Origin of the sequence: Nodularia sp. LEGE 04288, from assembly GCF_963896525.1 — a bacterium.
Taxonomy (GTDB): domain Bacteria; phylum Cyanobacteriota; class Cyanobacteriia; order Cyanobacteriales; family Nostocaceae; genus Nodularia.
On sequence record NZ_CAWQOY010000033.1, the window covers coordinates 60,813 to 73,673 of the forward strand.

Here is a 12,861-nt window from a genome sequence, read left to right on the forward strand (position 1 = left end):
TCAGGACTCAGGACTAATATATTAGATAGAAAATAGCAACCATGACACACTGGATTACCTTATTAGCAGTAGAAGAGGTTGCCAAGGAAGGGGGGCTGTTCGATCTAGATGCTACCCTGCCCTTAATGGCAATTCAGTTTCTAGTTTTAGCTCTAGTGTTGAATGCAACACTATACAAGCCACTGGGCAATGCGATTGATGGACGGAATGATTATATCCGGAGCAATCAATTAGAAGCACAGGAACGCTTGTCAAAAACCGAAAAATTGGCAGAGGAATATGAGCAATCTCTAGCAGGCGCTAGACGACAAGCTCAAACAATTATTGCTGACGCTCAAGCCGAGGCTCAAAAAATTGCGGCTGAGAAAATAGCAGCAGTGCAGAAACAAGCCCAGGCAGAAAAAGAAAAGACTGCTAGTGAAATTGAGCAGCAAAAACAAGCAGCTTTTGCTTCATTGGAGCAACAAGTAGATTCCCTCAGTCGCCAAATACTAGAAAAGCTTTTAGGAGCAGATGTAGTAAGTCGGCGCTAATGAAAATTTAGCTTGGAATCATTAAGTGACATTGTAAAGACGCACTCGCCAAGTAACATTTGTTGGCGGCGTGGGTCGTGTTCAGCCTTGGCAGCGCAATTGTGGACGAAAAATCATGGGGACTTTTTTACTGTTGATGGCGGAAGCCAGCGCCGTCGGAAGTGACTTGGCCGAGGAAGCGGGACATGGTGGTTTTAGTCTAAATACAGATATATTTGACACCAACCTGATTAACCTGGCCATTATTATTACTGTGCTGTTTGTTTTCGGGCGGAAAGTCCTGGGTAAAACCTTGACAACTCGCCGGGATACGATTCAAACAGCAATTAAGAATGCAGAGCAACGTGCTTCTCAAGCTGCACAGCAATTAAAAGAAGCACAGCAAAACTTACAGCAAGCTCAAGCAGAAGCTGAAAGAATCAAAAAAGCAGCGCAAGACAACGCCCAAGTGGCCAGCGAAGCTATCTTGGCGCAGGCTGCTGTAGATATTGAACGCTTGCAAGCAGCAGGTGCGGCTGACTTAAATGCAGACCTGAATAAAGCGATCGCGCAGTTGCAGCAACGAGTAGTTGCTCAGGCATTGCAAAAGGTCGAATCGGAACTACAAAGCGGCATAGCCGACGATGCTCAACAAATTTTAATTGAACGCAGCATCGCACAACTGGGAGGCGAGGTATGACAAGTAAAATAGCAGCAGCTGAAATAGCCCAGCCTTATTCACAGGCACTGTTATCACTCGCGCAATCAAAAAACTTGACAGAAGAGTTTGGCGAAGATGCCCGGAGTTTGTTAGCCCTGCTCTCAGAAAATCAGGATCTACAGAACTTTATCGGCAACCCTTTTATTAAGGGTGAGAACAAAAAGGCTCTGATCCGACAAATACTGGGTGAAAGTGGCAACGCCTACTTACGCAGTTTTTTATTGTTGTTGGTAGATAAACGGCGGATCGTTTTTCTAGAACCAGTTTTACAGCAATATTTGGCTTTGTTGCGGCAGCTGAACCAAACCGTATTAGCGGAAGTAGTTTCAGCAGTTCCTCTCTCAGAAGCTCAACAGCAAGCTGTAGTAGAAAAAGTTCTCGCTATGACTAATGCTCGCCAGGTCGAGCTGCAAACTAAAATAGATAGCGAGTTAATTGGTGGTGTGATCATTAAAGTCGGCTCCCAGGTAATTGATGCTAGTTTACGTGGTCAGTTGCGCCGCCTTTCCTTGCGCTTAACTAGTAATTCGTAATTGCCATACTGCTAAAGTTTCCTTGCTGTGCGGATAGTCTGGCAAGGTAACTGGGCAGGGGATGAAATAATAGGAGCATCCGGGAAAACTTCTTCCCCACTCCTGACTCTGAAGCGATTACTTCTTCCGTCTCGAAAGCAAAAAACATAGACACATGAGTATTTCAATTAGACCTGACGAAATCAGCAGCATTATTCAGCAGCAAATCGAGCAATACGACCAAGAAGTCAAAGTTGCTAACGTTGGTACAGTTCTCCAAGTGGGTGACGGTATCGCCCGGATCTATGGTCTAGAAAAGGCTATGGCTGGGGAACTATTAGAATTTGAAGATGGCACAATTGGCATCGCCCAGAACTTAGAAGAAGACAACGTAGGCGCAGTGCTTATGGGTCAAGGTCTGGAAATTCAAGAAGGTAGCTCGGTTACTGCTACTGGTAGAATTGCCCAGGTTCCTGTGGGTGAAGCCATGATTGGACGGGTAGTAGATGCTTTGGGTCGTCCCATTGACGGTAAAGGCGATATTAACACTACCGAAAGTCGTTTGATTGAATCTGCGGCACCTGGGATCATCGCTCGTCGATCTGTACACGAACCCATGCAAACGGGGATTACAGCGATTGACTCCATGATTCCTGTAGGTCGTGGTCAACGGGAATTGATCATTGGTGACCGTCAAACCGGTAAAACTGCGATCGCTATTGACACCATCATCAACCAAAAAGGTGAAGATGTCGTTTGTGTCTACGTTGCCATTGGTCAAAAAGCATCCACCGTTGCTAACGTGGTGCAAACCCTGCAAGAAAAAGGCGCAATGGACTACACCGTAGTCGTCGCCGCTAGTGCCAGTGAACCAGCAACCCTACAATTCCTCGCACCTTACACCGGAGCCAGCATCGCTGAGTACTTTATGTACAAAGGCAAAGCGACTTTGGTAATTTATGATGACCTTTCCAAGCAAGCCCAAGCTTATCGCCAAATGTCCTTGCTGCTACGTCGTCCACCAGGACGGGAAGCATATCCTGGAGATGTATTCTACATTCACTCCCGCTTATTGGAACGCGCCGCTAAATTAAGTGACGAATTGGGTAAAGGTAGCATGACTGCCCTACCAATCATCGAAACCCAAGCTGGTGACGTTTCGGCATACATCCCCACCAACGTAATTTCCATTACCGACGGTCAAATCTTCCTGTCTTCTGACCTGTTCAACGCTGGTATTCGTCCCGCAGTAAACCCCGGTATTTCGGTATCACGTGTGGGTTCAGCGGCGCAAACCAAGGCGATGAAAAAAGTTGCCGGTAAGATTAAATTGGAACTGGCACAATTTGACGACCTGCAAGCCTTCGCCCAATTTGCTTCTGACTTAGATAAAAGTACTCAAGACCAATTGGCACGGGGTCAACGGTTACGGGAACTACTCAAGCAGCCACAAAATGCGCCTTTGGCAGTATACGAGCAAGTAGCAATTCTGTATGCGGGGATTAACGGTTACTTGGATGATGTACCAGTAGAAAAAGTAACTACCTTCACCAAAGGTCTGCGGGAATTCTTAAAAACCGGCAAACCTGAATACACCGACTCCGTGAAAACCAAAAAGGTACTCGGTGACGAAGAAGAAAAAGCATTGAAGGAAGCGCTAACTGAATTCAAACAGACCTTCAAAGCAACAGCGTAATTAGTCATTAGTCATTAGTCATTAGTCATTGGGAAACACTTAATGGCTATTGACTGTTGACAGTTGACAATTGACTAAGGACTCAGAAGTTAAGAATATGGCCAATCTTAAAGCAATTCGCGATCGCATTCAGTCGGTCAAAAACACCAAAAAAATCACAGAAGCCATGCGGCTAGTAGCGGCTGCTAGAGTACGTCGCGCCCAAGAACAGGTAACTGCGACTCGTCCCTTTGCCGACCGCTTGGCACAAGTACTGTATGGTTTACAAACTCGTCTCCGGTTTGAAGATGTAGACCTAGCATTACTGAAAAAACGGGAAGTTAAAACAGTTGGGCTGTTGGTAATTTCCGGCGACCGGGGTTTGTGTGGCGGTTACAACACTAACGTCATCCGTCGGGCAGAAAATCGCGCCAAAGAACTGCAAGCAGAAGGCGTAAATTACAAATACGTGCTGGTAGGACGCAAAGCCATCCAGTATTTCCAACGTCGTGAACAACCCATTGACGGTACTTACACTGGCTTAGAGCAAATTCCTACAGCTACGGAAGCCACAGAAATTGCCGATCAACTCCTTTCTTTGTTCCTCTCGGAAAGTGTGGATCGTATTGAGCTAATTTATACCAAATTCGTCTCCTTGGTTAGTTCTCGTCCCGTGGTGCAAACCCTGCTTCCTTTAGATCCTCAAGGTTTAGAAGCAGCAGATGACGAAATTTTCCGCCTGACAACCCGTGGCGGTCAATTTGAAGTGGAACGGCAAAAAGTGTCTAACCAAGTCCGCCCTTTTCCTCGTGACATGATTTTTGAGCAAGATCCTGTGCAAATTCTGGATTCTTTACTACCCCTGTATCTGAGTAATCAGCTATTGCGGGCGTTACAAGAGTCAGCAGCGAGTGAACTAGCAGCACGGATGACAGCGATGAACAACGCCAGCGACAACGCCGGTGATTTGATTAAGAGTCTTTCGTTGTCTTACAACAAAGCTAGACAAGCAGCTATTACCCAAGAACTGTTAGAGGTTGTGGGTGGTGCTGAAGCACTAACTTAGGGAATCGCTCATTGTTTAGTAGTGATAAATAGCTAATTGCTAGTTGGATTGAAAATTAGCAATTGGCTATTTTTGATATTTGGGGTTTTGTCTAGGCTAGTTAGTTGCTTCAAGCTATCACCTATCTAGAATTGTTGACGGTGCGGTGCGCTACGCGACAACACACCCTAAACTTCATTTTTCTTTACATAGTTGTAAATATATTCGAGCCTACCGACTTAATAGGATCAAGCCTACAGAGTTCTATAGCTTCCCTAAATTTTCACGTTTTGATAAATTTGCTTGAGTTATACTTTGGTGACAGATCGAGAGTTGGCTGCTCTGAGAATAGATAGTCAAATAAGAATAGAAGCTATGATGAGGCTGTAGAGTTGATTAAGGAGTAAGTTATTGGCATAGGTAAATTAATTATTAACATCTGCTGGGATTTGTCAGCTAGAATCATGATCCAAAATTGGATATGTCGAGTTAAATAAACATGAGCGGTCTACATTGCCGCTACCAATGCCAATTGAAAATTGCCAATCGCTGATCACTGCGAACACTATGGAAAATGATGCGGCAACGCTCTACTGCCCAAATGAAGCTTGTCTGGCTGCAAACCCCTTAACTCACAAGTTTTGCCAGCGATGCTCTACACCCCTACCCAAACGTTACCTGTGGGCTGTAGGGGATTGTTTGATTGTGGGTAGCCCTGGAGATGTATTAGCCGATCGCTATTTGGTAATTAGTAAATCTGTTGTTTTGGATACGAAGCCGAGATTACTACCCCAATCACCTGAATTAGATAATTTACAGGGTATCAAAGCTTATCTGAGGTTAATTCCCTACAGCCTAAACGTACCACAGGTATATGGCATACTTCCTCTATCTGAGGGACAGTCTCACCAAGAAATCTTGCTTTTAGAACAGCCGCCTTTGTCCGCAGATGTTTCAGGACTACAAGTGCAGCTATGTAACCAGTTAAACATTGCTTGGCGCGATGCAACATCAATGCGTCAACTTAATTGGCTATGGCAGATAGCTAATTTGTGGCAACCTTTGAAGAGTGAAGGAGTGGCTACTAGCTTAATCGATCCTTATGTACTGCGGGTAGAAGGACCATTAGTCCGCTTGTTAGAATTGCGTTTTGACGCAGCAAAATCACCAGGATTACCCGAATTAGGTGCATTTTGGCAACAATTACAGTCAGATTCCAAACCAGCCATAGCGGAATTTATTCACGAAATTAGTAACTTTCTCATTCAAGGAAAGATTAATTCCCCCGAAGTCCTAATTGCAGTTTTAGATCAAGGTTTGGCAGAATTAGGAAGCTCACAAACTCCCACCATTAAAATTGTCACGAAAACAGACACTGGGCCGAGTCGTCAACGTAACGAAGATGCCTGCTACCCTGCCAGTGGGACGGTTGTCAACAAACCACCACAGGTATCAGCCTTAGCTATTGTTTGTGACGGCATTGGCGGACATCAAGGAGGCAATGTCGCCTCTAATTTAGCGATTGAAACCATTCATCAGCAGGTACAGCAACTAACAAAGGTTCCTTATGATCACATTGAACCTTCATTACTGCTGGCTGATTTAGATAATGCCGCAGCAATTGCCAACGACAAGATTAGCCAACGCAATGACAGCGAACATCGCCAAGCGCGTCAACGTATGGGTACAACCTTAGTCATGGCGTTGCCTATTGCCCACGAAATGTACATTACTCACGTCGGCGATAGTCGTGCCTACTGGATTACACGCCAAGGTTGTTATCAAGTTACCCTGGACGATGATGTGGCTTCTCGTGAGGTAAGACTTGGCTATGCTATCTATCGTGAAGCTGTGCAACAGGGCGGTGCTGGTTCTCTGGTGCAAGCTTTAGGAATGAGTCCTAGTAACTCGTTACATCCTACTTCCCAGAGGTTTATTCTGGATGAAGATGCGATTTTTTTGCTGACATCAGATGGATTGACTGATTTTGACCGCGTGGAAGATTATTGGGAAACAGAAATTTTACCAATTCTTCATGGTGAAGCTGATATAGTTCAGGTTGCTGAAAATTTGGTGGAACTGGCTAACACCAGAAACGGACATGATAATGTGACGTTGGCATTAATACACCATAAAGTTAAATACTGCGAACCAGAGTTAGCCCTAAAAGCGGTAATTCCCAATATTTCCTCGCTTCCATCTGCAAGTTCTGTGACGAAAGGGTTACAACCAACACTACTAGATGGGAGTCCTAACCAAAAAACGAAAGTCATACCAGAAGATCAGCTCACCGCAATTGCTAAACTGCCCTTAAGTTTCATAGTTCCCTTCTTGTTGGTGATCTTGGCTGGTTCAGTCGGATACTGGATCATGCGATTCCAACCGCTATCAGAGATTTTGCCGACTCTCACAGGACAGCCAACTCCTACTCCTACGACTCCAGTCATAGAGCGATCGCTTGATAACCTCGCTCCTGGGTGGGTAATTCAAAGCAAAACTGAAATTCCTTTGAGTAATCTAGAGATATTGCCTCCAGAAAGTTTTTTGCAAGTTATTAAAATCGAACCAAATCCCCAACCGGGGACTGGTGACTTATTAGTACATCTGCGACTCTGTTCTCTCAGCACGACAAATTCATTCCCCACGGAATCTTTGACGACAACAGAGACACAAATACAATTATCTCAACTGAAAACTTTTGGAGTCTCGGTCTTGCCATTCGACTCTGAAAATCCTTGCGATCCGGTTTCCAGTCCAACATCAGCGCCCAATGATCCGATTTTAACTGAGCCAGAACCTCGATCAACTGGCAAAAACCTGGAATAATACAGGTAATAACCACACAAAAAACACCAAAAAAAAAGTTGTTATTGGAAATTACTTGTTTTGACCTTTTAGTTTGATGAATCCATGCCATCCTTGAACTTGGCGATCGCCCGTCTCACCAACACTGGCACCGATAACTTCGCCATTTGGGTGGTTAAAGCTCCCTATCCCAGTGGTTATGTCTTACATGATTGTGTATGGCCAGATGAACTTACTCAAGTTTGGCAAGAATGGCAGCAGATGTTTGCTGGACATAGTGGTTTATATATTTCCCCAGGTTTAAAGCCGCAATCAGTTAAACCACTTTCCATCGACTTCGTTTCACCCCCTTCAGGACAGACAGCTGGTTACAGTAGTCGTCTGATGCAACACTTAGGGATTAATCTCTGGCGCTGGATATTCGATGGGCCAATTCTTGGTAGTCTTGAACGCAGTCGGGGTATAGCTATGGGGAGGTATACACGTTTACGTTTTCGATTAGAAATTCGTGACCCGGATCTGATTGCCTTGCCTTGGGAAATTATGCAGCGCCAACCTGGGCAATCAGCAATGTCTCTCTCGCCAGATTTGCTATTTAGTCGCACTACCAGTGAAGTTGAACCGCTGCCGTATTTGCGAAGCGATCAGGCTTTAAAGATTTTGTTGGTTTTAGGACATGATGAAAACTTACAATTGGCACAAGAAGCCACTATCTTAGAAAAAATTCTGGCAAGTAGCAATAATTCTCAGAAATACGCCCCCTGTACAGTCAAGTCACTCCTGCAACCAACACCACAAGAGTTAATTCAAGAGTTAGAAACCGGAGCATACAATGTTTTCTTTTACGCGGGTCATGGGCTACCAGGCCCAGATGGAGGATTATTCTTTTTGCGTTCGGGGATGACTCTCAATGGTATTGAATTGGCACAAGTATTAACTCGGAGTGGTTTGAAACTAGCGGTGTTTAATGCTTGTTGGGGCGCACAACCCGCCGCTATTGATCACCAAGCTATCCCAGCCAGCAGTTTGGCGGAAGTGTTGATCCGTCATGGTGTACCTGCGGTTTTGGGAATGCGTGATCAAATTGCTGACCACGAAAGCCACAGTTTTATTCAAGCTTTTACTCAGGCTTTGCGATCGCGCAAGCCTATTGATGAGGCAGTTGCTGAAGCTAGGCAAGAACTGTTAACACTATATAAGTTCAACCAACTGGCTTGGACTTTGCCTGTTCTTTATTTACATCCAGATTTTGATGGTGAACTGATTAAAACTTCTGATGAAGGAATTACCGAATTACCAGACAGTGTAATTTCCCATCTAAATTCTCCAATTTCCACAGCTTTTTTGCGATCGCTTTCATCGGGAGGGCAAACTTGGCCACTACAATCTGGAGTTACCCGCATCGGCCGCACGAAAGAGAATGATATTGTGATCCCAGAACCTTCTGTTTCTAAGCGTCACGCCGAAATTTTATGCCGGATTACTTTGACTGGTACTACTCCAGTCAGAACTTATTACCTGCAAGATTTATCTACCTACGGCACAACTTGGTGTTTAGGCCCTAACGGTTGGCAACAAATCCTCCGTGAGGAAGTTCCCCTCGTATCGGGAATACAGTTAAAGTTTGGGAGTTCTAGAGGTGAAATTTGGCAGTTTATGATTGAAGATTCCTAGTGACTAGGGATTGGGAAAATAAACGGTATTTGTTCTTTGTCTTTTTGAACAATAACCAATTATTAGTAAAAATTAAATTTTATTGGCTAGTCTAGCTGCAAAAACTTAGTTTCAACTTTAGATGAAATTAACCGTTTTGCGGAAATCTAATTTAAGCGGTTGTAGCTGTGAATATTGCTAAATAATTCATCAGGAGGTAACAAATGATTCACCAGATTAACGGCTCAGACAGTTTCAACGCCTTACCGTCTCCAGTGGAATTAGAATTATTGCAGACCTTACTCGAACCAGAGGATGCTACTTATCCTTGGAATCCGACTGATGATGAGTCTGAAGCTTATTTTAACGAATTAGAACAACAGTTGGCGACGCAGGATTGGCTAGATGAGGAACTAACGGCAAAATCGCCAGAATTTTATGGCAAACTAGATAGCCTTTGGTCTGAGATTTCAACGCACTCAAATTACCAATTTCAGCCAAATCACTCTGTTTTACAGAGTCTGCAAGTGACTTTAAATTCAGCCTTTGCTCATAGTGTACCCCCAGGCTGGCTGAATGCGATCGCCGCCAAAGCTGCGGAAATTTTTGCTTCTCAACAATCAATGGGCGATCAACTGGTGCAGTGTGTTCAATCTGTATTACCGGCTTGGGATATAGATGATCTGCTGGTTTTAGCACGTCCTTTTACTTATGCTATGCGTAGTAGCGAATCCCCTGACGTGACCTCGATTATGAGTAAACTGCAAAATCGAGATTGGTTAACGTTATCAGAAATTGAGCAAGCAAAGATTAGTGTAGCGATCGCTGATTATGCTTTCCGGCAATTAAACGATTTTACATCTGAAGACTCACCCTAGTTTTTGATTTTTCTCGGATCTCAAAGCTTTGGTTGAATTGAGACTGCAAACAGTTTTGCTTGCAGATGATGCTCATTGCCTAAGTTGGAAAATGTTTCAACTTTACTTAGGTAGAGATAATCGAGGATAAATTCAACCATATTTTGCTTAAGTCACTAAAGTCATCTATCCCCAGACATAAAATCAAGTTTTATTCCTTATTTTGGTCCGATAAAGCGAGTGGCAAAATTTTGCGATCGCGTTGGTGACAACACCCGTGCTTTGAGAATTGCTGCCATCAAAAAAGCATAAGATAATACCCCAACCACCACTAAAAGTAAAGCATTAATAGATCCTGTGGCATTCCATAAAGCGTGGAGTGCAGAGGCACTCAGATAACCAATAGAGAGAATTTGCCAACTCATTCGGGGCTTGAGGACAGCCAAACCGATAAAATACCCCAGGTAGCCACTGTAAGCCATATGTCCGGCTACAGAGCCTAAAATTCGCGGAATGAGCAGTTGAAACCCCGCCAATTGCCCAGCAGCCCCTATGCCCACCTGTTGGGTAATTTGTGGCACATATTGTCCCAGAGTTTCCAACAGAGTAAAACCTATCGCCGAAGCCGTTCCCAGGAGAATACCATCTAAAGGTTCCCAAATCCCGATGCGTTCCCGCCAAGGAGAAGGTAAGCCCCGACCCATGAAATATGCCCCGATTAACGGTAAGGCCTTGAGCAATTCTTCCATCAAACCCGCACCAAAGAACATTCGCACCAGCAATTCTGTAAAGGTGGTAGGTTCTAGAGGCGAAGGTAAGCTACCAGGTAAGATGACGCGAAACACGAAGATAAATAAATCCAACAGGGGACTGAGTAAAATCAACGTTGTACTCAATGCAGCCCCCATTAGCACCCACCAAGGCTTTTCTTTACCACAAAGTTGGTAGACAAAATAGTAAGCAGCTGATGCGATATAAGTTGCGACTATTACTTGATTAGCTTGGGGATTACCAACGGTAGCAAACATCAGCACTACAAAGATGACGGTGAGTATTCCCGGTATCAAGTAAGCTTTGCGAGTTAAATCCTTACCAGTGGAAATAATCGGAAACAGTTGGGTGAAGCTGACCGAATCTGGCTGTTTTAAATAGGTATGACCGTGATTTTTGGAAGCTGGGGGTAGTGGTTTGACTTGTTTTGTCATCACTGTCGGCTGAGATATCAAGTCATACTCAAAGATAAATTGCGGCCCATCAGCACCCAGAGAAATGCGATCGCCTGCGTGTAATTCCTGACATTCAGACAAAATTTTTCCGTTCAAAAAAGTGCCATTAGCACTATTTAAATCACAAAGTACCCAGCTAAATTTGTTATCGGTGGATGAGGAGAGGGGACGAACCACAGCATGACGGCGAGATACCATCCGATACATCATGGCATCCAAGACAACTTGGCAGGTGGGGTCGCGTCCAATTACTACCTCTTTACTGGTGAGCAGCGAGTAGCGAGATTCTGTTCCAAAAGCTGCCACATTACCAGACACTAGCCGCAGAAATGCATTATGTCTTGTGTTTTTGCCTGTCATCTAGTTAGAGTGTCTTTCCAAACAAATTCATAAAAAATACTGTGGCAGTAGGACTTAACTTGAACCACGCCAACAGCAGCATTGCTAAATACACTATAGCTTTACTTACTGCGAAGAAATTTTAAATTTCCTGATTTTAAATTTAAAATTGCCTAACTCTTTAGTGACAAGCATTCTAGCTTAGAAAATAATTTTCTGTGCTTTGTTTGTCAATTATATAAGTTTGAGTCTATGGATGAGATAGTCTAGACAATCCCATACACAACAAATTATTAAATATTAGTAGTATACGCCACATTTACTTCACTTCAAAACTTATAAAATTGTTAATTATTCGCGATCAGATGTTTTTTATTAGGAATTTTTTCTAAATTTTAGGCAAAGTGTTGTAGAGGCACAGCACTAAAAATATTTTAGCTGTCCTATCCTGTGCCGAAAAATTTTATTGCTGATCCGACTGCGGTAATCTCTAGATGCTCAAGCTTCTTTGCCAGTAATTTCAGATAAAGTCTGTAACTCTGACTACATATTTTAATTTATTCTTGACAAATACAATCTAGTCATGCTGCCAGATGAAATTCTGCGATCGCTCTAGAAAAGTTTTTGTTTTCATGTCCTGAACGACTGAGTTTAATCAAAGCAAAGCGCTGTAAGGGCGTTAAACTTGACCATTGTCGCAATGTGAGGGTAACACCCATTTCTTGAGCTTTTTCCTGGATACTCGCTGGGACGATGCCAGAATCCATCCATAATGGATCAGGTTCGATGGGGAGTTTTGCAGCTGGGCTACCGGTGCGTTCTAAAATCAGCTGCTGGAGATAAACTTGGTAAGCTTGAATTTCTGTTTCCGTCGTGCAAGGTAATTCTACTAAAGTTGCACGCTCATCTGGAGTCATTTGATGCCAATGAGATAATTTTAGCTTGATACCAGATGTATCTAATTTGTAGCGCACCTGCATAGGTATGCAGCGCAGAGAGTCTACGAAATCTGCTTCAAATTCAAAGAAATCTGCCATAATTTGAGAAGCCTGAATAAAATTGAGGTTCGCGCATTGTGCCATAGGTATGGAAAACATCACCCCAGCAATGGAAGTTGGTTTTCTAAGTCTCCCATCACAAAACCTATACCAAAAATGCGCCTATATTTTCTCAGTTTATCTTTGTCTGAGTTTAATGAATTATTGGTTAGAATCCTAGCGATGGGCAAAGCCCCGCTTTTCCTGCGGCGATGGCGCGGAGTGTCCGCTAAAAGCGATCGCCATTTTTCAGACATCCTTAAAATGAGTTTTGCGTCAACCAGTAGGTGTTTTTCAAAGAGGTGGAAATTTTAGCCTTCAAAAGCTTACCTATTATGGGTTTGAAGCCTCTCAACTAAAATTGAGGTTGACGCTAACAGCCCAAAGCCTTACCAGGAGAAGATTTTAGTTAATTTCTCAGATATCACCCTTGACAATGCAAGTCCTGAAAAGCTAGTTTAAGTAGAGGTTGACGAAAC

General features: G+C 43.7%; 10 protein-coding genes. 8 read left to right on the forward strand and 2 right to left on the reverse strand.

Annotation, left to right across the window (positions count from 1 at the left end; all coding sequences use genetic code 11):
• The first annotated feature begins 41 nt into the window (after positions 1-41).
• The 8 genes from AACX33_RS03055 to AACX33_RS03090 all read left to right on the forward strand — a co-directional run bounded on the left by AACX33_RS03055 (position 42) and on the right by AACX33_RS03090 (position 9,801).
• Entirely contained in the window at positions 42-533 is a 492-nt protein-coding gene (locus tag AACX33_RS03055; protein ID WP_193998995.1) for a F0F1 ATP synthase subunit B', read from the forward strand.
• Between the two features lie 115 nt (positions 534-648).
• Positions 649-1,212: a F0F1 ATP synthase subunit B gene (locus tag AACX33_RS03060; RefSeq protein ID WP_193998993.1), complete on the forward strand. Its 564-nt coding sequence runs from the start codon at positions 649-651 to the stop codon at positions 1,210-1,212.
• Positions 1,209-1,766: an ATP synthase F1 subunit delta gene (gene atpH / locus AACX33_RS03065; RefSeq protein WP_193998991.1), complete on the forward strand. Its 558-nt coding sequence runs from the start codon at positions 1,209-1,211 to the stop codon at positions 1,764-1,766. Before AACX33_RS03060 ends, atpH begins: the two co-directional genes overlap by 4 nt.
• 154 nt (positions 1,767-1,920) lie before the next feature.
• Positions 1,921-3,441, forward strand: coding sequence for a F0F1 ATP synthase subunit alpha (gene atpA / locus AACX33_RS03070; RefSeq protein WP_193998989.1), 1,521 nt, complete (start codon positions 1,921-1,923; stop codon positions 3,439-3,441).
• A 97-nt stretch (positions 3,442-3,538) separates the two neighbouring features.
• Positions 3,539-4,486: a F0F1 ATP synthase subunit gamma gene (locus AACX33_RS03075; RefSeq protein WP_193998987.1), complete on the forward strand. Its 948-nt coding sequence runs from the start codon at positions 3,539-3,541 to the stop codon at positions 4,484-4,486.
• A 546-nt stretch (positions 4,487-5,032) separates the two neighbouring features.
• Positions 5,033-7,291: a PP2C family protein-serine/threonine phosphatase gene (locus AACX33_RS03080; protein ID WP_193999117.1), complete on the forward strand. Its 2,259-nt coding sequence runs from the start codon at positions 5,033-5,035 to the stop codon at positions 7,289-7,291.
• Between the two features lie 84 nt (positions 7,292-7,375).
• Entirely contained in the window at positions 7,376-8,944 is a 1,569-nt protein-coding gene (locus tag AACX33_RS03085; RefSeq protein ID WP_193998985.1) for a CHAT domain-containing protein, read from the forward strand.
• 203 nt (positions 8,945-9,147) lie between these two features.
• Positions 9,148-9,801 carry a hypothetical protein gene (locus AACX33_RS03090; RefSeq protein WP_193998983.1) on the forward strand — a complete coding sequence of 218 codons (654 nt, stop codon included), beginning with the start codon at positions 9,148-9,150 and terminating at the stop codon, positions 9,799-9,801.
• A 197-nt stretch (positions 9,802-9,998) separates the two neighbouring features.
• On the opposite strand, the gene AACX33_RS03095 is transcribed toward AACX33_RS03090, so the two are convergent.
• Together AACX33_RS03095 and AACX33_RS03100 are read right to left on the reverse strand one after the other, a co-directional pair.
• Positions 9,999-11,366 carry a PrsW family glutamic-type intramembrane protease gene (locus tag AACX33_RS03095; protein ID WP_193998981.1) on the reverse strand — a complete coding sequence of 456 codons (1,368 nt, stop codon included), beginning with the start codon at positions 11,364-11,366 and terminating at the stop codon, positions 9,999-10,001.
• Between the two features lie 560 nt (positions 11,367-11,926).
• Positions 11,927-12,382, reverse strand: coding sequence for a nitrate reductase associated protein (locus AACX33_RS03100; protein WP_193999115.1), 456 nt, complete (start codon positions 12,380-12,382; stop codon positions 11,927-11,929).
• Between the last annotated feature and the right edge of the window lie 479 nt (positions 12,383-12,861).

Coding starts and splice junctions, on each gene's coding strand:
- AACX33_RS03055 (WP_193998995.1), top strand. CDS start 42: ATGACACACTGGATTACCTTATTAGCAGTAGAAGAGGTTGCCAAGGAA.
- AACX33_RS03060 (WP_193998993.1), top strand. CDS start 649: ATGGGGACTTTTTTACTGTTGATGGCGGAAGCCAGCGCCGTCGGAAGT.
- atpH (WP_193998991.1), top strand. CDS start 1,209: ATGACAAGTAAAATAGCAGCAGCTGAAATAGCCCAGCCTTATTCACAG.
- atpA (WP_193998989.1), top strand. CDS start 1,921: ATGAGTATTTCAATTAGACCTGACGAAATCAGCAGCATTATTCAGCAG.
- AACX33_RS03075 (WP_193998987.1), top strand. CDS start 3,539: ATGGCCAATCTTAAAGCAATTCGCGATCGCATTCAGTCGGTCAAAAAC.
- AACX33_RS03080 (WP_193999117.1), top strand. CDS start 5,033: ATGGAAAATGATGCGGCAACGCTCTACTGCCCAAATGAAGCTTGTCTG.
- AACX33_RS03085 (WP_193998985.1), top strand. CDS start 7,376: ATGCCATCCTTGAACTTGGCGATCGCCCGTCTCACCAACACTGGCACC.
- AACX33_RS03090 (WP_193998983.1), top strand. CDS start 9,148: ATGATTCACCAGATTAACGGCTCAGACAGTTTCAACGCCTTACCGTCT.
- AACX33_RS03095 (WP_193998981.1), bottom strand. CDS start 11,366: ATGACAGGCAAAAACACAAGACATAATGCATTTCTGCGGCTAGTGTCT.
- AACX33_RS03100 (WP_193999115.1), bottom strand. CDS start 12,382: ATGGCAGATTTCTTTGAATTTGAAGCAGATTTCGTAGACTCTCTGCGC.